The sequence below is a fragment of the Kribbella sp. CA-293567 genome (assembly GCF_027627575.1).
In the GTDB taxonomy this organism is placed as follows: Bacteria; Actinomycetota; Actinomycetes; order Propionibacteriales; family Kribbellaceae; genus Kribbella.
The window spans coordinates 4,100,074-4,122,776 of the sequence record NZ_CP114065.1; the positions used below are offsets into that span (position 1 = coordinate 4,100,074).

Sequence of the window (22,703 nt, forward strand, 5' to 3'; positions counted from 1 at the left end):
GGGCGATTGCGCCCGCAACACGGCCGTGGCAAAGAGTCGCCGGTCAGGCGCCAACGGTCACCGTCCCCCAACGGTTCACGACGACATACCCGCCCTGGCGCGGTTCAACCTTCGTGGCGCATACCTTTGCAGGGTTGCGACCCGACGCGCCAGCCCGGTGTCCAGGTCCGGGGTCCCCAACCCCGGCAGGCGATCGTACGCCGTTGCCTTGGGCAAGCGCGCCGCCGTTCCGCCCGGCCGGTCGTGGCCGGGCGGCTGTCCTTCGTTGTCTGCCACGCCGTCCACCGGCTCGCACCGGGGGAACTTACGCGGTTAACCGGATCAGTCGATCGGCCATTCGTGCACCGGCAGGTTCTCGTGCATGTGGTCGCGGTACCGGCGCAGCATTCCGCGGAGCGCGTCCTTGCGGCCGTGCGATCCCTTTGTGTACAGCCGGTGGAACTCCTCGGCCTGCCAGGAGGCGCCGTTGCGGTTGGTCAGGCAGCGTTGCTCGATGATGCCCAGCAGGCGGTCCCGGACCGCGGCGTCGACGCCCCACTGGTCCAGGCCCTGTGATGCCAGCGGCAACAGCCGCCGCAGGACCAGCTCGGTCGCCCGGGCGGTGCCGACGCCGGGCCAGAACACCTCGGCGTCGATGCCCTGCCGGGCCGCCTCGTGGAAGTTCTCCTCCGCGGCGCTGAACGACATCTGCGACCAGATCGGCCGTTCGTCGTCGGCCAGGGCGCGGACCAGGCCGAAGTAGAAGGCGCCGTTGGCCATCGTGTCGACCACGGTGGGGCCGGCCGGCAGCACCCGGTTCTCGACCCGCAGATGCGGCTTCTCCCGGACAACGTCGTACACCGGACGGTTCCAGCGGTAGATCGTCCCGTTGTGCAGCCGCAACTCCGAAAGGGCCGGGGTGTCGCCCCGGTCCAGCACGGCGATCGGATCCTCGTCGGAGGTGACCGGCAGCAGCGCCGGGTAGTAGCGGGAGTTCTCCTCGAACAGGTCGAAGATCGAGGTGATCCAGCGTTCACCGAACCAGACCCGTGGCCGGACGCCCTGCGTCTTCAGTTCGTGCGTGCGGGTGTCGGCGGCCTGCTCGAACAACGCGATCCGGGTCTCGCGCATCAGTTCCTTGCCGAACAGGAACGGCGAGTTGGCACCGATCGCGAGCTGGACGCCGGAGATCGCCTGGGCCGCGTTCCAGTAGCGCGGGAACGCCTCGGGCGTGACCTGCAGGTGGAACTGCGTCGAGGTACAGGCGGCCTCGGGCACGATGCTGTCCGCGGTCACCTGCAGCCGCTCGATCCCGTCGATCGCGATCTGCACGTCCTCGCCGCGGGCCTGGAAGATCTGGTCGTTCAGCAGCGCGTACCGCGGATTGGTGCTGAGCGCCTCGCGGTGGATGTGCTCGGTCAGCAGGGTCGGCAGGATCCCGACCACCACCATCGACGAGCCGGTCCGCTGCGCCTTCTCCTCGGCGGCGTTCAGGCTGGCCCGGATGGACTCCTCCATCCGCACCAGGCCGGTGCCGTCGATCTTGCCCGGTGGCACGTTGATCTCGATGTTGAACTGGCCGAGCTCGGTCTGGAACGCGTCGTCCTCGATCGCGCTCAGCACCTCGGAGTTCTTGAACGCCGGGTCGCAGAACTCGTCGACCAGGTTCAGCTCGATCTCGATCCCGGTCATCGGTTTCTCGGCCTCGAACCGCGACTCGCGCAACATCCGCGCGAACGCGTCCAGATTGCGATGGACCTGGTTGCGGAACGCGGTCCGATCCGCTCGGGTGAACTCGACCCGGTCGACTTCTTCGCCCATCTGCGCCTCCCCTGTCGCCTGCGTTGCCTCAGTCTGCCCGACCGACGCCTGTTCCGTGTGCCCACTCGCGTCGCTGCTCATCCCCTGGTCACTCCCCCGGTGTTCACCGGGGGAAGACGATGAAGTGCTCCCTCACCACCCGCCGCGGCTCGGGCCCGGCCTCCGCGAGTACCGCGGCCAGCTCGGCCAGTACGGCGGACCGCAGCGCCAGCTCGTGTTCTCCCGGATGCCGGTCGGCGCCCATCGCGAAGTCCGCGCCGGCCTGATCCGTCATCTCGATGTGCGCACCGAGCACCAGCTCGACCGGATTGCCCGTGGCCACGAACTCCGCCAGCCGCGCGACACTCGCCCGATACGCCGCCCAGTCGGTCACGTACAACCGGCCTGGGTAGAGCGAGTCTCCGGTGAGCAGCAACCGCGTCGACCGGTCGTAGAACGCCAGGTCGGTCGTGTGATGACCGGGAATCGGGATGATGTCGAGGGTCCGCTCCCCCAGCTCGAACTGCACGATCTGGTCCGGCCAGGCGGTGATACCGAAGTACTCCGCGACCTCCTCGGCCGACGTGCCGACCACGTGGTCGAACTGTGCGTCGCCACCGATGTGATCGCCGTGACCGTGAGTGTGGGCGACCACCAACTCCAGCTCGTGCCCGGACAGCAACTCGTCGACGACGGCACGGAGGTCGGCATGGCCGGTGCCGGTGTCGAGCAGCAGCGCTCGTTCCGAGCCGAGCAGCAGGTAGCAGAACGGGCCCTCGAAGTTGGTGCGCAGGGCTTGCCGGATGATCGCCGTCCGGTCGTCGTACCAGTGCACCTGGTGCTCGGGGCCACTGGTCGTCGTGCCGTCGTCCCAGGCGGGGAAAGTGGTCATGCACCGATCCTGACAGGAATTGTCGGCGGCTCCGGGGAGACTGGGTCCGTGCGTACCGATCCGTCCGTCCTGCACGTCGACCTGGATGCGTTCTTCGCGGCGGTCGAGCAGCGGGACAAGCCCTCCCTGCGCGGCAAACCCGTCGTCGTGGGCGGTATCGGCCTGCGCGGCGTTGTCTCGACCGCGTCCTACGAGGCCCGCAGGTACGGTGTCCGCTCGGCGATGTCGACCGCCGAGGCGCGCTCGCGCTGCCCGCACGCGGCGTACCTGGGGACGCGGTTCGAGGTCTACCGGATCACCAGCCAGGCAGTGATGGCGCAGATGCGCGCGCTGTCCCCGCTGGTCGAGCCGCTGTCGCTGGACGAGGCGTTCGTGGATCTGGCCGCGGCCGGGCTGAGCAACCTGACCGTCGACGACGTCGAGGCGATCGCGAACGATCTCAAGGCGGCCATCACGCAGGCCAGCGGCGGGCTGACCGCGTCCGTCGGGGCGGGCACCTCCAAGCTGATCGCGAAGATCGCCAGCGATCTCGACAAGCCGAACGGGGTCGTCGTCGTGCCGCCCGGCACCGAGGCCGAGTTCCTCGCGCCGATGCAGGTGACGGTGATTCCGGGCGTCGGCCCGGCGACCGCGCAGCGGCTGAGCATGGCAGGCGTCCGGACGGTCGGCGACCTGCAGCAGCTCGACGAGGACGAGCTGATCCGGCAGGTCGGCTCGGCGCACGGGTCGAGCCTGCACCGGCTCGCGACGGCCTCCGACCACCGGCCGGTGGTGAGCGACCGGGAGACCAAGTCGGTCAGCGTGGAGGACACCTTCGAGACCGACATCATCGACCGGTCGTTGCTGGCGGCCATCGGCGACCGGATGGCGCACCGCGTCTCGGAGCGGCTGCAGAAGGCGCAGCTGTCCGGCCGGACGGTGACCGTGAAGACCCGGATGCACGACTTCACCACGCACACCCGCTCGTCGACCCTGGCCGGTCCCACCGACGACCCACGAGTGATCGCCCGGGTCGCCCGGCGGCTGCTCGAGGGCAGCGACATCTCCGGGGGGATCCGGTTGCTCGGGGTCGGTGTCTCGTCCCTGGCCGACTGGATCCAGGACGACCTGTTCACCGAGAGCGAGCACGAGGAAGTTCCCGCCGAGCTGATCGACCTGCCCGAGCGGCCCCGCGAGCGGGACGTCGGCTACTTCCCGGGTCAGGACGTGGTGCACACGCAGTACGGCGAGGGCTGGGTCTGGGGCTCCGGCCGTGGCCGGGTCACCGTCCGGTTCGAGACCGCGTCGACGCCGCCGGGCCCGGTCCGCACCTTCGCGGTGACCGACCCGGAGCTGACCAAAGCACCGGTTCCGGGCGGCGAAGAGGACAAAACCGACGAAACCGGCCAAGATGGGCCGAATGACTGACGTCCGCGGCGGGGTGTACCCGTTCTGCCGAGCCTGCACCGCGTCGTCGACGGCCTGGCGCGCGCCGGACCCGATCACCCGGCTGAGCGGGGTCGGCAGCCGCTTCTACGGTCACCGCGACGTCTGCGCGGACTGCGGATCCTCCGTGCGCACGCTGTACTCGACCTTCCTGCTGCTCCCGGTCGCCAACCGCGGGCGGTTCCGGATCATCAGGACCGGTGGCCGCAGCTACGTCGGCCGCAGGCTGCTCGACCGGCCGATGGCCGTCCCGAGCCTGCCGCGGCAGGACCCGCCGGCCTCGGAGTTCAGGAACCACCCCGAGCTGGTCGACGCGACGTACGAGCAGGCCGAGGCACACTGGGCCGCTCGCGACTCGGCCGGCGCTCTCCCCCTCTACGAAGCTTCGCTCGCCGCCTGCGAAAAGGTCCTCAGGGCCGACGATCCAGCCACGTTGCAGGTGCGGCTGCGGGTCGCCCAGGCGCTGCTGGCGACCGGTGACTACGCCGCGGCGATCGGCTGGTTCGAGCTCGTCACACCCCAACTCGTCCGGGTTTTCGGAGCCGATCACGACCTGCCCAGGGTCGCGGTCGAAGGCGTGACCGGCGCTCAGTTGATGGTCGGCGGACCCAGGGCCGAGATGAAGTTGCTCGCCACCCTGCTCGACCAGGACGAGAAGACCTTGGGCCGAAAGCACCCGAAGGTACTGCGGACCCGTGCCGCGCTCGGCCGGGCGACGATGTTCGCCGGCCAGTACGGCGCCGCCGTTCAGGTGCTGGAGACAACGGTTGCCGACAGCATCGACGGGCTGGGCGCCGACCACCCGGACACGCTCATCTTCGGCAGCATCCTGCTGGAGGCCTGCGACACCGCCGACAGCCGCGGCAAGAAGAAGGACCGCGAACTGGCCGCGACGGCCCGCGACCGCTGGACGCTAGCCCCGAAGGCGGACTGACAAGCAGGTCACGCAGCCCTCGAGCTTCTCGAACTCGCTGATGTCGACCACGACCGGCGTGTAGCCGCGCTCGCGGAACAGCGCCGCGGTCCGGGGCGCGGAGGCGGCCATCAGCAACCGGTCCTCCCCCAGCAGGACCACGTGCGCGCCGCCCTCCTCCGGTACGGCGAGGAACTTCGGGAAGGCCGCCGGGTTGTCGGTGAGCGGCTCGTACCCGATCACCGTGCCGTCCGGCAACGCGGTCACCGCCGACTTCAGGTGCAGCACCTTCTCCACCGGTACCGCGACCACCTCGGCGCCGAGCGGCGCGAAGTACTGGCGGAGCTGGTCGACACCGGCCTGGTTCGTGCGGCCGCCGAGTCCGGCGTACACGGTGGTGCCGACCTTGAGGATGTCGCCGCCGTCCATCGTGCCCGGGTCGGTGATGTGCGCGATCCGGTAGCCCTGGGCCGCCACGGTGCGCTCGGCCTCGGCCGCCTCCGGGCGTCGCTCGTCGGCTCCGGCCCGGGCGATCACCGCAAGGTCCTGATAGACGACCATGGTGTCCTCGACGAAGACGCCGTCCGGGCAGTCGTCCGCAGGCGGGACCTCGATACAGCTCCAGCCGGCCTCAGTGAGCACGTCGACGTACTGCTGCCACTGCTGGACCGCGAGGTCGGCATCGACCGGGACGCGGTCCAGGTGGGTGAGCAGACCCTCTGCCAGGCGGGGGCTCGGACGGCGGACAAGTGCGCGGACGGTGGCCATGAGCGCAGGCTAACCCGACCGGGTGCGCAGCACCGCGCATGAGGTCAGGCGGCCGCGGGTACCAGAGGCAGACAGTGGTTCGAATTTGGAGGACGTGAGTATGCCGAAGATCCTGCAGCAGACCGGTGGCGACGTGGTGGAGGCCATCCTGGCCGACCATCGCTGGTTCGAGGAGGCCCTGCGCGAGCTGCGCGACGTCCAAGCCGACCGGGCCGCCGTGCTCGCGGATCTGGCCACCGTGCTGATCGCGCACGCGGAGGCCGAGGAGTCGAAGGTCTATCCGTCGCTGAAGAACCGGCACGCGATCGACGCCGAGGAGGTCGAGCACTCCGAGCACGAGCACGACGAGGGCAACGAGGCGCTGCTCGCGCTGATGGAGGTCGAGGACCCCGCCAGCGAGGAGTTCGGCGAGAAGACCCACGAGCTGTCCGAGGCGTTGTCCCATCACCTGGACGAGGAGGAGCGCGACGTGCTCAACCCGGCCAGGACCGACATCGACCAGAGCGTCCGGGTCGAGCTCGGCGAGGCCTTCGCCGAGGAACGGGCCCGGCTGATCGAGAACGACTGCGGTTCGATCGAGAACGTGCGCAAGCTGGTCGAGGCAGCCAAGAAGAAGGACTGAACCGCCCGGCCGGGCCCGGTGCCCCCGGGCCCGGTGGGCCGCCCACCGCCGGCTCGGCGGGGTGCTGCGGTGGAGCCTGCAACCTTGAGCACGGGCCAGTCGCCAGAATCGGCGTCAGTGCGACTGGCCCGTGCCCAAGGATGCGGGACCCAGAAGTTCACAGGGTGATTCTGAGCCCTTCGGCGGCGGCTATGACTTCGCCCGGGAAGATCCGCTGGGCTTCGGACACCGAGATCGCCCGGTCCGAGCCCGGCCAGAAGTGGGTCAGGAGAAGCTTCCGCGCGCCGGCGGCGGCTGTCGCCGCTTCGCCGGCTGTCATCACGTAACGCGGTGTGCTCCGGGGTGATGAGCCCTGCAGAGTAGCGTCGCAGATGAAAAGGTCGGCTCCGGCGGCCAACGCAGCGGCCTCTGGACCAGGGCCGCTGTCGCCCGTGTAGGCGACCGTGAGCTCTGGCGTGCTCAAGCGAACACCGAGGTTCGTCACGTAGTGCGGCAAGAGCGTCGTTCCCAGGCGAAACGGTCCGATGGTGGTCGACTCGGCGAGGTCGCGTACGTCGAACACCGTCGCGGGGTCGGGGTGCGGCTCGAGCGTCCGGAGTACATCGAGAACGCCAGGGGGACAGTAGAGCGGGATCGGCGCGGCCTCGCGGGCCAGGTAGTGGCGGACGCGGGCGAGCGCGCTCACGTCGACGCAGTGGTCGGGGTGCTGGTGGGTCACGATCACTGCGTCGACCGCCCCCTCGGGGCAGTGCTTCAGCAGTTGCGGCAGGGTGGCGTAGCCGAGGTCGAGCACGATCTTGAACCCGTCGTACTCGAGCAGGAATCCCGCGCACGCCCGGCCCGGCTCGGGCCACGCGCCGCACGAGCCGAGAACGGTCAGCGACCTCATCGACCGGCGAAGGCCAGATCGCTGGGGACGATGTCCTTGCCGAGCGGGAGCAGGGAGACCGGGATCAGCTTGAAGTTGGCCAGGCCGAGTGGGATGCCGATGATCGTCAGGCAGAGCGCGATCCCGGTGGCCAGGTGACCGAGGGCGAGCCACCAGCCGGCGAAGATCACCCAGATCACGTTGCCGAGGACCGAGCCGGCGCCCGCGCCTGGCTTGTCCACGACGGTCCGGCCGAACGGCCAGAGCGCGTAGCCGGCGATCCGGAACGACGCGATGCCGAACGGGATCGTGACGATCAGCAGGCAGCAGATCAGCCCGGCGACGACGTAACCGACGGCCAGCCAGAAGCCGGCCAGCACCAGCCAGATCAGGTTCAGAAGCGTTCTCATGTCCTCCAGCCTGCCACCCGGCGGGTGTGCTCGAGGGTCAGCCGGGCCACCAGTCCGGGATTGTTCCGGGGTAACCAGTGGCCACCCCTGACCACCTGCACGCTCAGGTTCGGGGCCCAGCGCCCGACGTCGGTCTGCAGCGGCGTCGTCACGAACGCGTCCCCGTCCGGCGAAACAGCCAGCACCGGTACGCCGGTTCGCCGCTCGCGCGGCCGGAGCAGCCTCGGCAGGACGTTCGCCCGGTACAGCTGCAGCCCGTTGACGTAGTCGGCCAGAGAGCGCTCACTGGGATCGGGGCTGCTACCGCCGGCACTGCGTTCCAGCCGGCCGAAAACGCGATGCGCCCAGCCTTTCCGCCATCCTCGCTCCGGCAGCCAGGGCAGCTGGAAATAGAAGACGTACCAAGAGTGGGCCAGCTGTTTCAGTCCAGCGGGTGACAGCCCGCGCCGCCGGAAGAAGTGGCCCGCATGGTCCAGAGAGGGCCCGGAGATCGACACGAACGAGGCGATCCGGCCGGCCAGCCGCTCGCTGGTGACGAAGTGCCACGCCTGGATCGAGCCCCAGTCGTGCGCGAGCAACTGGACCGGCTGGTCGGGGGCGACCGCGTCGAGGACCGCGGTGAAGTCCTCCTCCAGCCGGTCCAACTCGTACGCCGAGCGCTGCCGCGGCTGGTCCGACTGCCCCGCGCCACGGACGTCGTACGCGACGACACGGAAGTGCTCGGCCAGCCTGCTCGCGACGTCGCGCCAGAGTCCGGCGTTGTCCGGGTAGCCGTGCACGCAGACCAGCACGGGCGCGGTCGGCTCGCCGTACTCGTGGACGGCGATGCGGGTGCCGTCGGCACTGGTCACTCGGCGCACGGGAATCAGTAGTCCTCCACCAGCAGAGTCTCGAATTTGATGCCTGCCGCAACCAATCGGCGACGCAGCGCCGGCCCCAGGGCGACCGCCGTGGTGACTTGGCCGGCAGTCTCGGGGAGGTCGTCCAGGGCCAGTGAGAGAGCGCTTTCGGCGAGCATCTTCGCCGTCTCGCCGTACCCGGGGTCGCCGCCGGACACCTCGGTCACGACCCGCTTCCCGCCGCCTTCACCGATGAAGCGCGCCTTGAACCAGGACTTGGCCCGGCGCTCCTCACTCGGACCGTCACCGGCCTTGAAGCGGCTCAGCAGTGCGTTGCGGGCCGGCGGAATCTGCGCGGCGACGGCCAGCAGACCGAACCCGGCGATGCCGCCGGCAACCATCGGCAACTGCTTCACCGCGGCGTAGTGCGAGTACCGGAAGTCCGGCCCGTACTCCGGCAGCCTGGCGGCCGAGGTGACGACGATCTGCGGATCGACGGTCGGCAGCGGTACGGCCCAGAACCCCTGGCTACGGTGAAGCTTGCCGGCTGCGGCCTTCACCGAACGGCCCTCCAGCCGCGGCTCGACCTGGCGGCGCGCCCGCCGGGCGTCGAGGTTCGACTTGCCACGCGACAGCACCGTAACCACCGTGTGCAGCGTGCCGGACGACGGCTTGCCGCCGGCCCGGACGAGGCCGTCCACCTTGAGCGGCACGTTCTTCGGCAACTGCTCGACGGTGAACTGCACGCCCAGGTCGTAGGGGATCGAGTCGAAGCCGCAGCAGTGGACGATCCGCGCTCCGGTCCGGGCAGCCAGCGCGTGGTGCGCGACGTACATCCGGTCGACGAACTCCTGCTCACCGGTGAGGTCGAGATAGTCGGTGCCCGCGGCGGCGCACGCGGCCACCAGCGGTTCGCCGTACCGGATGTAGGGGCCGACGGTCGTGACGACGACCCTGGCAGCCTCGGCGACCGACTGCAGGGAGGCGGCGTCGCCGACATCGGCGATCAGCAGGTCGACCTCCACGCCGAGTTCGGCGCGGACCGCTTCCAGCTTGGCCCGGTTGCGGCCGGCCAGCGCCCACCTGAGCTCGGCCGGCGCGTTCTCGGCGAGGTACTTCGCGGTCAGCGCGCCGGTGAAGCCCGTCGCGCCGAAGATGACGACGTCGTACTCGCGGCTCATCGCTTGGCCGCCTTCTCGGCATCCGCGCGACCGCCGGCACCGGACGCGCGCGACGACGCCGCGGCGCCCCGGGCCTCGATGTCGGCCAGCGCGGCACGGTCGGCCTTCGGCACGCTGAAGCGTGCCCCGAGTTCGACCACGTGCGGAACGAGCGACCGGAAGATCTTGAGGACGCCGATCCAGCCCGGCACGTGGACCACGCGAGAGCGCTTCCTGATCCCGGCGGTGAACTTGTCCACCGCGAAGTCGAGCGAGTAGGTCTTGCCGACGAACGGGATCCCGGTGCGGGCGCCGCCGAACACCGGGTGGTCGTCCACGCCGCGCACCATGTCGGTGTCGACGAAGGTCATGTGGGCCACGCCGACCCGGACGCCGAGGTGCCGCAGTTCGGAGCGGAGGCTGTTGCCCATCGCCTCGACACCGGCCTTGGAGACGTTGTACGACGCCAGGCCGGGGATGTGCACGACCGCGGCCAGCGATGACACGAGCAACAGGTAGCCCTTGCTCGCGAGCAGGTGCGGCAGGGTCAGGTGCACGGTCCGCCAGACGCCGTACAGGTCGACGTCGAGAACGCGCTCCCAGACGTCGGGGTCCATGCTGCGGGTGAAGCCGGGCGCGGCGATCCCTGCGTTGGCCATCACGACGTCGATCCGGCCGTACCGCTCGGCGATCGCCTCCACCGCGGTTCGCAGCGACTCGGTGTCGGTGACATCGGCCTCCCACCAGCCGGCATCGGGGCCGCAGTCCTCGGCGACCTTCTTCAGCTCGTCGGGTTCGAGACCGACCAGGGCCGGCGTGTCTCCCTCGCTCGCCAGCCGGCGGGCGACGGCGGCGCCGATCCCGCGGGAAGCGCCGGTGATGAGTACGACCTTGCCAGCCATCGTGACCTCCGACTTGTTGAGTGGATACTCAACAGTAGGTGCTTGTTGATCCATTGCTCAATACACTGTGCCCGTGAGTCACACCTCGTCCACCCGGCTGCAGCCGGAGGAGCGCCGGACCCAGATTCTCGACGCCGCGCGCCGGGTGCTGGAAGCCGACCCGCATCGCGAGCTGAGCGTGGAGGTGGTGGCCGCGGAGGCCGGCGTCTCCCCCGCGCTGCTGTTCCACTACTTCGGCTCGAAGAAGAAGTTCCAGTACGCCGTGATCGAGGCGGCCGCCGCCGAGGTGATGCTGCGGACCGCGCCGGATCTCTCCCTCCCACCCGAGGAGCAGCTCCGCAGTGGCATCCGGGCCTTCGTGCGGGCCGTGCTCGAAGCACCGCAGCTCTATCGGGCCACCCTGCTGATGTCCGCGGCCGGAGACCCCGCGGTCCGGGCCCTGCATTCGGAGCTGCGTCAGGTTTTCAGCCAGTGGGTGATCAGCGCCGTCGCCCAGCGAGGCATCTCGATCACGCCCGCCGTCGAACTGGCCTGCCACGGCTGGCAGGGGTACGTCGAGCAGCTCCTGCTGACCTGGATCGGCAACCCGACCATCTCCCCTGCCGAGCTGGAGAGCCTCTGCGAGCGCTCTCTCGACGCGGTCCTCAGCACGACCGGCACCTGAGCTCGACTACTGCTTCAGTCCGACGAAGGCCCGCAGGACCAACCCGGCCAGCAGCTCGCCGTTTTCGTTGCCGATGGCATCAACCAGTCGCTGGTCGGCAGCCCGCAGTACGGCGCGGCCGCGCTCCAACAGTGCTTGGCCCGCTTCGGTGACCTGCAGGTCAGCGGTCCGCCCCCGCCCCGGTTCGGTCAGCAACTCGACTGCGCCGAGCTCCCGCAACTGCCGCAACGTCGACTGCATGCTCTGCGCAGTGATGCCGTCCCTGCGCGCGAGCTCGCTGTAGGACAGGCCTGGATGGTGGGCGAGATGGCCGAGCGCGGAGAAGTGCCGCATGGACAGGCCTTGCTCGCGCAGCCCCGCCTCGACCTGCTCACGGAGCCGGCGTCCCAGCATCATCAGCAGCAACGACGGGCTCACGGCCGCTCCGTCCGGTGGGCCGCTGGGGGTCGCGTCGTCGGTCACCCCGCCATCATCGCAGGCCAGGTTTCAGTCCGGCTGATACCTCAGTTACAGTCTGCCTGAAACTTCGATCGTCAGGGAGAACCGATGAACAAGTTCCTGCTCAGCGTGCACGTGCTGGCCGCCATCATCTTCATCGGCCCGGTGACGGTCGCAGCGAGCATGTTCCCGCCCGTCGCCCGGCGCGAACTGGCCGCCGACCGGCCGGAGACCGCGGTCCTGCGGGTGCTGCACCGGATCAGCAACGTCTATGCCGTCGGCGGCATCGCGGTGCCGGTCTTCGGCCTCGCGGTCGGCGCCGGCCTCGGCGTACTGGGCGAGGTCTGGCTGATCGTGTCGATGGGCCTGACCGCGCTGGCGGCCGGGGTGCTGCTGCTGGCCGTGCTGCCGACGCAGGCCGAGGTGCTCGCCGTGGCCGGGCAGGATGGCGAAGCCAGGGCCGCGCTGCTCCCACGGGCGAGGAAGCTGTCGATGACGACCGGCATCTTCGGCCTGTTGTGGGCGACCGTCACCGTCCTGATGATCATCCGGCCCGGCTCGACGACCGGTGTCTGACCCAGGGCGCTAAGGTTCCCGGGTGCTGAAGGTTGCGACAGTGAATGTGAACGGGATCAGGGCGGCGTACCGGCGAGGGATGGCCGGGTGGCTGGCGGAGACCGACCCGGATCTGTTGCTGTTGCAGGAGGTCCGGGCGACCGACGAGGTACTGCGGGACCACCTCGGCGCGGATTGGCAGATCGCGCACTCCGAGCCTGTCCTGGCCGGACACAAGGGCCGCGCCGGTGTCGCGGTGGCGAGCCGGCGGCCGATCAAGCAGGAGAACAGCGAGATCGGGCCCGAGCGGTTCAGCGGCTCCGGGCGGTGGGTGGAGGCCGACGTCGTCCTCGACGACGGCTCGACGCTGACCGCGATCAGCACCTATGTCTTCACCGGTGAGTTCGAGACGCCGCCGCGGCAGGCCGAGAAGTACGCCTTCCTGGACGCCTTCGCCGAGCGCCTGTCGGCACTGCGCGCCGACGGCCGGCACGTGCTCGTCTGCGGCGATCTCAACATCGCGCACCGCGAGGTGGACCTGAAGGCCTGGAAGGCGAACCGGAAGAAGAGCGGCTTCCTGCCCGACGAACGCGCCTGGATGGATCGTTTGTTCGAGGCCGGCTGGGTGGATCTCGGCCGGAGGTTCGGCGGCGAGGGCCCGGGACCGTACTCCTGGTGGTCGTGGCGCGGAAAAGCCTTCGACAACGACGCCGGCTGGCGGATCGACTACCAGATCGCCTCGCCCGAACTGGCCGCCGCCGCGACCTCCTGCGCGATCCACCGCGCCCCGACATACGCCGAACGCTGGAGCGACCATGCGCCGGTGGTGGCGACGTACGAGATGTAGTCTCCGGGCATGTCCGAGTTGAAGCCACCAGTCGCCGCCCGCAAACCGATCGAACGCAGCCACCACGGAGATGTCTTCGCCGACGACTACGAGTGGCTGCGGGACAAGACGAGCGACGAGGTGCTCGACTACCTGCGGGCCGAGAACAGCTACACCGAGGCCCGCACCGCGCACCTGGAATCGTTGCGCGAGGCAATCTTTTCGGAGATCTCCGGCCGCACCCTGCAGACCGACCTGAGCGTGCCGGCCCGGCGTGGTGGGTTCTGGTACTACTCCCGCACCGTCGAGGGTCAGCAGTACGCGATCAGCTGCCGGGTGAAGGTGGCCGGTGACGAGCCGCCCGCGACCGACGGCGAGATCGCCGGCGAAGAGGTGCTGCTGGACGGCAACGAGCTGGCCGGCGACTCGGAGTTCTTCTCCCTCGGCACGGTCGACGTCTCCCCCGACGGCCGGCTGCTCGCCTACTCCGTCGACCTGATCGGCGACGAGCGGTTCACGCTGCGGATCAAGGACCTCGACAGCGGCGAACTGCTGCCCGACGAACTGCCGAGCGTGCACTACGGCTCCGCCTGGTCGGCCGACGGCTCCACCATCTTCTACTCCAAGGTCGACGACGCCTGGCGTCCGTTCCAGGTCTGGCGGCACACCCTCGGCCAGGCCGGCGACGTGCTGGTGATGGAGGAGCCGGACGAGCGGTTCTGGATCGGCGTCGACCTGACCCGCAACGGGCAGGCCATCCAGATCTCCATCGGCAGCAAGCTGACCAGCGAGGCCTGGCTGCTGGACGCCAACGACCCGGCCGGCGACCCGGTCCTGGTCGCGGCGCGGCGCGAAGGCGTCGAGTACGACGTCGAGCACGCGGGCGACCAGCTGCTGATCGTGCACAACGCGGACGCGTCCAACTTCTCGCTCGCGACGGCCCCGCTGGACTCCCCCGGCGACTGGACCACGCTGATCGAGGGCGACGAGTCGAGCCGGCTGCTCGGCGTCGACGCCTTCGCCGAGCACGTGATCCTCTACCGCCGCCGGGACGCGCTCACCGAGCTGGCGATCATGCGGCGGACCGGCGACTCCTTCGGCTCCCCGGAGGCGCTGACCTTCGACGAGCCGATCTACACGGTCTCCCCCAGCCGCAACGACGAGTGGCACGACACCCGGTACCGCTTCGGCTACACCTCACTGGTGACACCGGGCACGACGTACGACGTCGATGTGGTGACCGGCGAGCGCCGGAAGCTCAAGCAACAGCCTGTGCTCGGTGGTGTCGACCTGAGCTCGTACACGCAGTACAGGGAGTGGGCGACGGCTCCCGACGGCACCCAGGTGCCGATCTCTCTGGTGGCCCGCAAGGATGTCGCCAAGGACGGGAACGCGCCGGTCGTGCTGTACGGCTACGGCTCCTACGAAAGCTCGATGGACCCGTGGTTCTCGATCCCGCGGCTGTCGCTGCTGGACCGCGGCGTCGTGTTCGCGATCGCGCATGTGCGCGGTGGCGGCGAGCTCGGCCGGCACTGGTACGACGAAGGCAAGATGCTCGCCAAGCGGAACACGTTCACCGACTTCGTCGCGGCGGCCGAGCACCTGGTCGGAGCCGGCTGGTCGAAGCCGGAGCGGATCGTCGCGCAGGGCGGTAGTGCCGGCGGTCTGCTGATGGGCGCGGTCGCCAACCTGGCACCGCGGGCCTTCGGCGGCATCGTCGCCGAGGTGCCCTTCGTGGACGCCCTGACCACCATCCTGGACCCGTCGCTGCCGTTGACCGTGATCGAGTGGGAGGAGTGGGGCAACCCGCTCGAGGACCCGGCGGTCTACGAGTACATGAAGTCCTACTCGCCGTACGAGAACGTGACGGCCCAGCAGTACCCACGGATCCTCGCGATCACCAGCCTCAACGACACCCGGGTCTTCTTCGTCGAGCCGGCCAAGTGGGTGGCCAAGCTGCGGGCGACCGCCACCGGTGACGTCGATGTGCTGCTGAAGACCGAGATGGAGGCCGGCCACGGCGGACGCAGCGGCCGGTACGACGCCTGGCGTGAGGTCGCCTTCACGCTGGCCTGGGAGCTCGACACCCTCGGTCTGGCCTGACCGCCGGGAAGGCCGCGCGCTCTTCCTGCGTTGCACAACTACGAGAGCAGCCGATAGGTGTGTCCTGCAACACATCTATCGGCTCCGAAAGGCCGCTTCCGCTGCCGTTCGGAGCCGTCCTGCGAGAAAGCTGAGAAACAACTCCGGCGCCCTTTCGGGGCAGAAACCCCACAGGTGTAGCTGATTGTCCGCACAGCTTGTGTTGGCCGGCCATGAACCGGGGTACTGAGCGTGGATCAGGCAGTGGTTCCGCCTGAGTGGGGCTGCCGGGAAATCTCAGGGAACGTTCAGGCTGTTTACACACTCATCGTGGAATCTTGAACCTCACTCGAGCGTTGCTCTCCATGTAACGACGAAGGGAGTTTCGGTGGCTCGCATGGCTCGTGTCCGGTCAATGGACGAAGGTATCGACGGTAAGGACAGCGTCGGTCTCTACCTGGAAGAGATCGCTCGCACTCCTTTGCTGACGGCGGAAGAAGAAGTCGAGCTCGCTGAAACGGTTGAGGCAGGTCTCCTGGCGGAGCAACTGCTGGCCGAGGGGCGAACTGGACGCAAGAAGGGCGGAGCGCCCAAATATGCAACGGCGGAGGAGCTCGAGTGGCTGGCCGAGGAGGGCCAGCGCGCGCAGCAGCGGTTCGTCACCGCGAACCTCCGGCTGGTGGTCTCGATCGCCCGCCGCTACGGACGGTCCCAGATGCCGCTCCTGGACCTGGTCCAGGAAGGCAACACGGGCCTGATCCGCGCGGTGGAGAAGTTCGACTACCGCAAGGGATTCAAGTTCTCGACGTACGCGACCTGGTGGGTGCGGCAGGCGATCACCCGCGGTATCGCGCAGCAGGCCCGAGTGGTCCGGCTGCCGGTGCACGTGGTGGAGCAGCTGAACCAGATCGGGTCGGCCCGGCGGACGCTGGAGCGCAAGCTCGGGCGTGAGCCGGAGATCGACGAGATCGCCGCCGAGCTGGACCTGGACCCGGAGCGGGTGACCGACCTGATCCGGATCGGCCGGGACCACATCAGCCTGGACAACCCGATCGACGACGAGGGCGAGACCTCGCTGGGCGACCTGATCGCGGCCGAGACCGCGCCGGGCCCCGACCAGCTGGTCGCCGACGCGTCGGACCGCTCGGGCCTGTTCAGCCTGGTCGACCAGCTCGACCCCCGGTCCGCGGACGTCATCCGGCGCCGCTACGGACTGCACGACGGCCGCCAGGCCAAGCTCGCCGACATCGGCGCCGTGCACGGCATCTCCGCCGAGCGCGTCCGTCAGATCGAGCGCGAGGCCCTCGGACGGCTCCGCCTGCTGGCGGATCCCACCCTGGCAGCCTGACCCCCACCACCAGCTCCCCCCAGGACCCCCGAGCCGCGATCCGGCCCGGGGGTTCTTCGCGCTTCCCCAGCCGTCAAGTGTTACCCCCGTGACTGGAGAGTTACCCCTTGGTCGAACGTGGGGTAACTCTCCAGTCGCGGGGGTAACACTTTGCTGGGGCAGGCTCAGGGGGTGGGCGGATTCCAGCTGTCCAGTAAGGGGATCAGGTCTGCCAGTGTCTGGACGGTCGCGTCCGGCGTGCCCTCGGTGTGGCCGATCTGGTTGGTCGGGATCGCGCTGTGCGGAATGTGCGCCGCCCGCATGCCGACGTTCTGGGCACCCCAGACGTCGTCGAAGAGCCGGTCCCCGACGAACAGGCAGCGGGCCGGCTCGGTCACCCCGACCGCCTTCATAGCTGACAGGAACGCCTCCGGGTGCGGCTTGGTCCACGGCACCTCGCTGGTGTAGACGGCGCCGTCGATCAGGTCGAGCACGCCGTCGCGGGCGAAGATCTCCTCGTGCCGCCGGCGGGACCAGATCGTGTTCGACAACACCCCGATCCTGAGCCCGCGAGCACGCAACTCGCGCAGCGTCTCGATGGCGTCGGGCGCCAGCTCGGTGTGCGGGTGCCACTGCAGTTCGTACTCCGCGTGCGCCGCCGGCGTCAGCTCCACCTCGGCGAGCAGGCACACCTCTTCGAGCGTGCTGCTCAGGTGCTCATCGCGGGAGCGCCGCCAGACGGAGTTCTCGGCGGCGAGGAGCTTGGCGGCCAGCTCGTCGGCGCGTTCCTCGTCGACCAGGCTCGCCACCGACCGCCAGACGGCGTACAGGTCGATGTCGTGCCAGGTCGCCAGCGTGCCGCCCCAGTCGAACAGGACGGCTTCGATCGGTTCACTCTTCGCGTTCGTCACGGCGGACACCCTGCCAGAGAGCGCCGACAGAACTCACCCGGATTTCGGCGGCCGGTCAGCTGACCTCGGCGATCTTCTGCCGTTTGGCCAGCCGGAGCACGGCGACGGCGTACAGGGCCATGCAGGGCAGGTCGAGCACGAAGACCGGCCACGGAGCACCGCCCTGATCGGCCCAGCCGCCGAGCTGGCCGACGGCCGCCGGGATCATGAAAGCGACGATGTTGTTGACCGAGTGCAGCGCGATGCCGCACTCCAGTCCCCCGGTCCGGATCGTCAGCCAGCCGATCACGATCGCGAACAGGAAGATGTCGGCCATCGCCCAGCCGGTGTAGCCGTGACTGAAGACGAACGCGATGCTGCTGATCACGAGCGCCGGCCACGGAGTCCGGAAGAGGCGTTTGATCGCTTGGACGACGGCGTTGCCGTCGGTGTCGTCCGGACCGTAGGAGCCGATCGCCTGGACCAGCCAGCCGCGGAACACGAACTCCTCGGCGGCGGACTGGAACGGCACCAGCAGCAGGATCACCAGCGCAGGCACGACGAAGCGGGCCCAGCCGACGAAGGAGCCGTCGTCGGCCGGATCGGTGCCGTCACCGACCCCCGGGAAGAGCGCTTCGAAGGCGGCGCCGAGGCCGTAGTTGAGCGCCAGGTAGCCGACACCGGGCAGGCAGCACAGGAGCATCCAGCGCCAGCGGATCCGGTTCAGCACCGATGCGACGCTCAGAGCCGGGCGGCGCTGGATCCACCGGACGGTGAACAGCACCACCGGGGTGAGGATGCCGAGGATCACCAGGTTGACCGCGAGGTCCTCGGTCGGGTTGTCGAACAGCTTGTCCACCGCGGCGGGCTCGGCGAACTCGCCGGTGACCAGCGCGTGCGCGAGCTCCCAGACCAGCACCACCCCGAGCATCGTGAAGAACGCGCCGACGACGAGCACGACCGTCCCGATGATCGGCCGCCACCAGCGATGCCGCGGGGTCCGGGCCAGCCGGTGGTACGGCGTACCGGGTGGGGCGGTGGCCGTCGAGGGCTCCTTCATCGCCCACTGCTGTGGGTAGCCGCCATACGGCTGCCCGTACGGCGGAGGCCCGTACTGCGGAGGCGGATACGGCACAGGCGGTTGTCCGTACGGCGGCGGCCCGCCGTACGGCACTTGCCCGACAGGTGGCCCGTACTGCGGCGCACCCGGCCTCGGCCCGCTGGGCGGTGCGCCGTACGGGGGTGCCGCCGGTAGCTGCCCGTACGGCGAGGTGCCTGGGGGCACATAGGGCGCGCCTGCTTGTGCCTTTCCAGGAGGCTGCCCCGGCGCCTGCCAGCCCGACGACTGTCCCGGCTCCTGCCACGGCCAAGGCGGCTGCTGACCTGGCTGCTGCGCCGCAGGAGAGTCGACCGGCCGCCGGCCGTCCGGGGTGTTGGCGGAATCGGCGGGAGGCTGGGCATCGCCCGCAGGGGGCGGGTCCTGGTGGGGTGCCATGAAAAGACTCTATGAGGTCGGGGGTGAACAAGGGTGCGGACTGGCATGCTTCGGGCATGAGTGGTGTGGGGGTTCGGGTGGGGTACTCGCTGGGATCGGTCGCGACCGGCTCCTTCGGGACGGTGCCGGGGTTGCTGCTGCTGCCCTACCTCACCGACACGCTGGGGATCGCGGCGGTGGCCGCCGGCGCGATCGTCTTGTTGCCGAAGGCACTGGACGTGGTGCTCAACCCGGTCGCCGGCCGGATCTCCGATCGGCATCGGTCCCCACAGGGGCCGCGGAGACCGTTCCTGCTCCGCGGCGGCCTGGCACTGGCGACCTGCTTCGCGCTGCTCTTCGCCGCTCCCGATCTCGACTCGCGCGCTCTCGACGCGGCTTGGGTGGTGCTCGCCTTCGCCGGCTGCGCGACGGCGTACGCGTTCTTCCAGGTGCCGTACGTCGCGATGCCCGCCGAGATCACCGACGACTACGCCGATCGCACCCGGCTGATGACCTGGCGGGTCGCCGTCCTGACCATCGCGATCCTGATCAGCGGCGGCAGCGCACCTGTCATCCGCGACGCGATCGGTGGCCGGGACGGCTACCGCGTGATGGGCCTGGCCGTCGCCGTCCTGCTCGCCATCGGCACACTCGGCGCGTACTACGGCACCCGCAACGCCCCGATCGGCGTTCCGCGCGAGACGACCGGCACCCTGGGTGAGCAGCTCCGCGTGGTCGCCCAGGCCGCCGACTTCCGCCGCCTCCTCACCACTCTCGTCCTGCAGGCCCTCGCGCTCGGCTCGATGCTGGCCGGGATCGACTACCTGGCCCGCTACGTACTGCGAGATCCCGGCGCCGCCAGTATCGGCTTCGTCTGCGTCGTCGGACCCGCGTTGCTGGTCAGCCCGCTCTGGCTTGCCATAGGCAACAAACTCGGCAAGAAAGCGGGCTTCGTCATCGCGTCCGCGGTGCTCGGCCTCGGCGCTGTTTCGCTGGCCACGGTGCAGCACGTGCCGATCTGGTGCGTCTATCTCGTCCTTGCGATCGTGGGAATCGGCTTCACCGGCGTCCAGGTGTTCCCGCTCGCCATGCTGCCTGACGTGGCTGCTGTGGACGCGGCCCGCAGCGGGGTTCGCCGGGCGGGCGTCTTCACCGGCATCTGGACCGCCGGCGAGACTCTCGGACTCGCGCTGGGACCCGGCCTCTACGCCGTGGTGCTGGCTGCCGGCGGCTACGTCTCCTCTACGACCCGCGATGCCGTCCAACCTGATTCGGCGCTGACCGCGATCGTGGCCGGACTGTCCGTGGTCCCTGCTTTGCTGATTGCCGTCAGCTTCGTTCCCCTGTTGCGTTACCGGCTGACCGCCGACGAGGTTCTGGAGGCCCGATGAGCGACGTACTGGCCCGGCTGCGTGCCCTGCAGCAAGGCGATCTGCCGACCCATGGCGGCCAAACCCTGGCCTATGTCTACGACTCCGGCCTGGCCGAGGCAGACGAGATCGGCCGCCGGGCCCTCGCGCAGTACGGCGCGACGAACGGTCTCGACCCGACCGCGTTTCCCAGCCTGCGCACCTTGGAGAACGAACTGGTGGCCTGGGCGGCCCGCTTGCTGCAAGGTGATGGCGCCGTCGGCACGGTGACCTCGGGCGGCACCGAGTCGATCCTGCTGGCAGTCCAGGCTGCACGGGACGCCGCCACGGTCAGCGGCCATGCAGGCGGTCAGCAACCCAGCATGGTGCTGCCTTCCACAGCGCATGCCGCGTTCCACAAGGCCGCCCACTACTTCGGTGTCCGCGCGGTGATGGTCGATGTCGACCCGGTGACCTTCCAGGCCGATCCGGCCGCGATGGCAGCGGCCTGCGACGACACCACGGTGCTGGTGGTGGCCAGCGCCCCGTCGTACGCGCACGGTGTCGTCGACCCGATTCCGGAGCTCGCCCAACTGGCCGCGGAGCGCGGCATTCGCTGTCACGTCGATGCCTGCATCGGCGGGTGGGTTTTGCCCTACCTGCGAGCCGATGGGGTCGACGTCGCGCCGTTCGACTTCGCCGTACCGGGGGTGACGAGCATCTCGGTCGACCTGCACAAGTACGCGTACACCCCGAAGGGCGCGTCGATCCTGCTGCACCGCACTCCCGCGCTGCGCCGGCCGCAGTACTTCGCCCATGCCGACTGGCCGGGCTACACGATGCTGAACTCGACCACCCAGTCGACCAAGTCGGGTGCTCCCCTCGCCGCGGCTTGGGCAGTCGTGCACCACATCGGGGACGAGGGCTACCAACGCCTCGCCCGGACGTCGTACGACGCGACGCTGCGGCTGGCCGAAGCGGCCGCGAAGGTGGAAGGCCTGACGGTGCTCGCCCGCCCGGCGACGACGCTGCTCGCTCTTCGCAGCGACGAGCGTGCCGACGTCTTCACGATCGCGGACGAACTGACGGCACTCGGCTGGTTCGTTCAGCCACAACTGAGTTTCCGCGATCAACCTGCCTCCCTGCACCTCTCGATGAGCGCGGCGACGGCAGCGGGCCTCGACGACCTGATCGCGGCCTTGACGCAGGCCGTCGCCGCGGCCCAAGCCGCGGGGCCGGTCCAGATCGCGCCCGAACTCGCCGAAGCCGCCAAGGCGCTGGACCCGGCGCTGCTCGACGACGACGCGTTCGACGGACTGCTCCAGCTGGCCGGGCTCGGAACGGGTGAGACGCTGCCCGACCGGATGGCCCCGGTCAACGCGCTGCTCGACGTGGCTCCCCCACGCCTGCGCGAGGCCCTGCTGATCGCCTTCCTCGACCGCCTGATGCGCCCCGCCTGAGCCGCGGCGGCAACGCCTGTTGCATGCTTGGCCGACCTTTGTGAAGACCTGGAGGAGACCCTCGATGGTGACCGATCCGACCGCCGGACCGACCGCGACGACGCGCGCCCTGCCCCAGTCGGTGCTGACGCCGCTCACCGGGTCGGCGATCTTCCTGGTGGTCCGGATCGAGGCCGGCGGCGAGGAACAGGCCCGCGGACTGCTCGAGCGCGTCACCGGGCTCACCCGGTCGGTCGGTTTCCGGGTCCCGGCCGGCAACCTGTCCTGCGTCACCAGCATCGGCTCGGACGCCTGGGACCGCTTGTTCGGCGGACCGAGGCCGGCAGCGCTGCACCCGTTCGTCGAAGTGCAAGGCGTCAAGCACAGGGCGGTGGCGACCGCAGGTGACCTGTTGTTCCACATCCGGGCCGGCCAGCTGGACATGTGCTTCGAGCTCGCGCAGCAGATCATGAAACAGCTCGACGGCGCCGCGACCGTGGTCGACGAGGTGCACGGCTTCAAGTACTTCGAGATGCGCGACTTGCTCGGCTTCGTGGACGGCACCGAGAACCCGAGCGGTACGGCAGCCGACGAGGCCGTCCTGGTCGGTGTGGAGGATCCGGCGTTCGCCGGTGGCAGCTACGTGATCGTGCAGAAGTACCTGCACGATCTGAAAGCCTGGAACGCGCTCACCGTCGAGCAGCAGGAGCGGGTGATCGGCCGGACCAAGCTCGAGGACATCGAACTGTCCGACGAAGTCAAACCGGACAACTCTCACATCGCGCTCACGGTGATCGAGGACGAGGACGGCAACGAGCTGCAGATCCTGCGCGACAACATGCCGTTCGGCACCGTCGGCAGCCAGGAGTTCGGCACCTACTTCATCGGCTACGCCAAGGATCCCGGCGTCACCGAGCTGATGCTGCGCCGGATGTTCCTCGGTGAGCCCGAGGGCAACTACGACCGCATCCTCGACTTCTCCACCGCCGTCACCGGCACGCTCTTCTACACCCCGACTGCGGACTTCCTGGACGAGCTGCCCCCGGCGCCCTGACCACCGCACGCCGTTCGGCCGGGAGAA

The 22,703-nt window shown here is 69.5% G+C and carries 22 protein-coding genes; 11 read left to right on the plus strand and 11 right to left on the minus strand.

The annotated features are described in order from the left end of the window. Positions 1–321: 321 nt before the first annotated feature. Entirely contained in the window at positions 322–1,800 is a 1,479-nt protein-coding gene (locus tag OX958_RS18795; RefSeq protein WP_270130101.1) for a glutamate--cysteine ligase, read from the minus strand. 103 nt (positions 1,801–1,903) lie between these two features. After that, on the minus strand, positions 1,904–2,671 hold the full coding sequence (locus OX958_RS18800) for an MBL fold metallo-hydrolase (protein ID WP_270130103.1): 768 nt from the start codon (positions 2,669–2,671) through the stop codon (positions 1,904–1,906). 48 nt (positions 2,672–2,719) lie between these two features. On the opposite strand from OX958_RS18800, the gene OX958_RS18805 reads away from it, so the two are divergent. Together OX958_RS18805 and OX958_RS18810 are read left to right on the plus strand one after the other, a co-directional pair. Further along, positions 2,720–4,078, plus strand: coding sequence for a DNA polymerase IV (locus tag OX958_RS18805; RefSeq protein WP_270130104.1), 1,359 nt, complete (start codon positions 2,720–2,722; stop codon positions 4,076–4,078). Further along, positions 4,071–5,030, plus strand: a complete 960-nt coding sequence (locus OX958_RS18810; protein WP_270130106.1) for a tetratricopeptide repeat protein — start codon at positions 4,071–4,073, stop codon at positions 5,028–5,030. The genes OX958_RS18805 and OX958_RS18810 overlap by 8 nt, the downstream gene beginning before the upstream one ends. On the opposite strand, the gene ddaH is transcribed toward OX958_RS18810, so the two are convergent. Continuing rightward, the gene (gene ddaH, locus OX958_RS18815; protein ID WP_270130108.1) at positions 5,010–5,777 is read right to left on the minus strand and encodes a dimethylargininase; all 768 of its coding nucleotides are present in this window, start codon (positions 5,775–5,777) and stop codon (positions 5,010–5,012) included. The genes OX958_RS18810 and ddaH overlap by 21 nt on opposite strands. Positions 5,778–5,877: 100 nt before the next feature. On the opposite strand from ddaH, the gene OX958_RS18820 reads away from it, so the two are divergent. Then, entirely contained in the window at positions 5,878–6,399 is a 522-nt protein-coding gene (locus OX958_RS18820) for a hemerythrin domain-containing protein (RefSeq protein ID WP_270130111.1), read from the plus strand. Positions 6,400–6,556: 157 nt separating this feature from the next. Here OX958_RS18820 and OX958_RS18825 read toward each other — a convergent pair whose 3' ends face one another. The 5 genes from OX958_RS18825 to OX958_RS18845 are packed head-to-tail and all read right to left on the minus strand — an operon-like array spanning position 6,557 to position 10,578. Then, the gene (locus OX958_RS18825) at positions 6,557–7,288 is read right to left on the minus strand and encodes an MBL fold metallo-hydrolase (RefSeq protein WP_270130113.1); all 732 of its coding nucleotides are present in this window, start codon (positions 7,286–7,288) and stop codon (positions 6,557–6,559) included. Next, positions 7,285–7,677 carry a YccF domain-containing protein gene (locus tag OX958_RS18830; protein ID WP_270130115.1) on the minus strand — a complete coding sequence of 131 codons (393 nt, stop codon included), beginning with the start codon at positions 7,675–7,677 and terminating at the stop codon, positions 7,285–7,287. Before OX958_RS18830 ends, OX958_RS18825 begins: the two co-directional genes overlap by 4 nt. After that, positions 7,674–8,528, minus strand: a complete 855-nt coding sequence (locus tag OX958_RS18835) for an alpha/beta fold hydrolase (protein ID WP_270130117.1) — start codon at positions 8,526–8,528, stop codon at positions 7,674–7,676. The genes OX958_RS18830 and OX958_RS18835 overlap by 4 nt, the downstream gene beginning before the upstream one ends. A 14-nt stretch (positions 8,529–8,542) precedes the next feature. Further along, entirely contained in the window at positions 8,543–9,697 is a 1,155-nt protein-coding gene (locus tag OX958_RS18840) for a saccharopine dehydrogenase family protein (protein ID WP_270130119.1), read from the minus strand. Next, positions 9,694–10,578 (minus strand): SDR family oxidoreductase, encoded by an 885-nt coding sequence (locus OX958_RS18845; RefSeq protein WP_270130121.1) that lies wholly within the window; start codon positions 10,576–10,578, stop codon positions 9,694–9,696. Before OX958_RS18845 ends, OX958_RS18840 begins: the two co-directional genes overlap by 4 nt. 73 nt (positions 10,579–10,651) lie before the next feature. Between OX958_RS18845 and OX958_RS18850 the strand changes: the two genes are divergently transcribed. Continuing rightward, on the plus strand, positions 10,652–11,242 hold the full coding sequence (locus OX958_RS18850) for a TetR/AcrR family transcriptional regulator (RefSeq protein WP_270130123.1): 591 nt from the start codon (positions 10,652–10,654) through the stop codon (positions 11,240–11,242). 6 nt (positions 11,243–11,248) lie between these two features. On the opposite strand, the gene OX958_RS18855 is transcribed toward OX958_RS18850, so the two are convergent. Further along, positions 11,249–11,704, minus strand: coding sequence for a MarR family winged helix-turn-helix transcriptional regulator (locus tag OX958_RS18855; protein WP_270130124.1), 456 nt, complete (start codon positions 11,702–11,704; stop codon positions 11,249–11,251). Between the two features lie 84 nt (positions 11,705–11,788). Here OX958_RS18855 and OX958_RS18860 point away from each other — a divergent pair, with 84 nt between their 5' ends. From OX958_RS18860 to OX958_RS18875, 4 genes are all read left to right on the plus strand, one after another. After that, entirely contained in the window at positions 11,789–12,256 is a 468-nt protein-coding gene (locus OX958_RS18860) for a DUF2269 family protein (RefSeq protein WP_270130126.1), read from the plus strand. 40 nt (positions 12,257–12,296) lie between these two features. Further along, positions 12,297–13,082 carry an exodeoxyribonuclease III gene (xth, locus tag OX958_RS18865; RefSeq protein WP_270130128.1) on the plus strand — a complete coding sequence of 262 codons (786 nt, stop codon included), beginning with the start codon at positions 12,297–12,299 and terminating at the stop codon, positions 13,080–13,082. Between the two features lie 9 nt (positions 13,083–13,091). Beyond that, positions 13,092–15,164, plus strand: coding sequence for a S9 family peptidase (locus OX958_RS18870; RefSeq protein WP_270130130.1), 2,073 nt, complete (start codon positions 13,092–13,094; stop codon positions 15,162–15,164). Between the two features lie 367 nt (positions 15,165–15,531). Next, positions 15,532–16,491: a sigma-70 family RNA polymerase sigma factor gene (locus tag OX958_RS18875; RefSeq protein ID WP_270130131.1), complete on the plus strand. Its 960-nt coding sequence runs from the start codon at positions 15,532–15,534 to the stop codon at positions 16,489–16,491. Between the two features lie 164 nt (positions 16,492–16,655). Here OX958_RS18875 and OX958_RS18880 read toward each other — a convergent pair whose 3' ends face one another. Further along, positions 16,656–17,381 (minus strand): HAD family hydrolase, encoded by a 726-nt coding sequence (locus OX958_RS18880; RefSeq protein ID WP_270130133.1) that lies wholly within the window; start codon positions 17,379–17,381, stop codon positions 16,656–16,658. 55 nt (positions 17,382–17,436) lie between these two features. Then, complete coding sequence (locus OX958_RS18885) at positions 17,437–18,855, minus strand: CPBP family intramembrane glutamic endopeptidase (RefSeq protein ID WP_270130135.1); 1,419 nt, start codon at positions 18,853–18,855, stop codon at positions 17,437–17,439. A 56-nt stretch (positions 18,856–18,911) separates the two neighbouring features. Between OX958_RS18885 and OX958_RS18890 the strand changes: the two genes are divergently transcribed. The 3 genes from OX958_RS18890 (at position 18,912) to OX958_RS18900 (ending at position 22,676) form a co-directional block, all read left to right on the plus strand. Then, complete coding sequence (locus OX958_RS18890) at positions 18,912–20,225, plus strand: MFS transporter (RefSeq protein ID WP_270130136.1); 1,314 nt, start codon at positions 18,912–18,914, stop codon at positions 20,223–20,225. Continuing rightward, on the plus strand, positions 20,222–21,643 hold the full coding sequence (locus OX958_RS18895; RefSeq protein ID WP_270130138.1) for a pyridoxal phosphate-dependent decarboxylase family protein: 1,422 nt from the start codon (positions 20,222–20,224) through the stop codon (positions 21,641–21,643). The genes OX958_RS18890 and OX958_RS18895 overlap by 4 nt, the downstream gene beginning before the upstream one ends. Positions 21,644–21,707: 64 nt before the next feature. Further along, on the plus strand, positions 21,708–22,676 hold the full coding sequence (locus tag OX958_RS18900) for a Dyp-type peroxidase (RefSeq protein WP_270130139.1): 969 nt from the start codon (positions 21,708–21,710) through the stop codon (positions 22,674–22,676). Positions 22,677–22,703 lie beyond the last annotated feature (27 nt).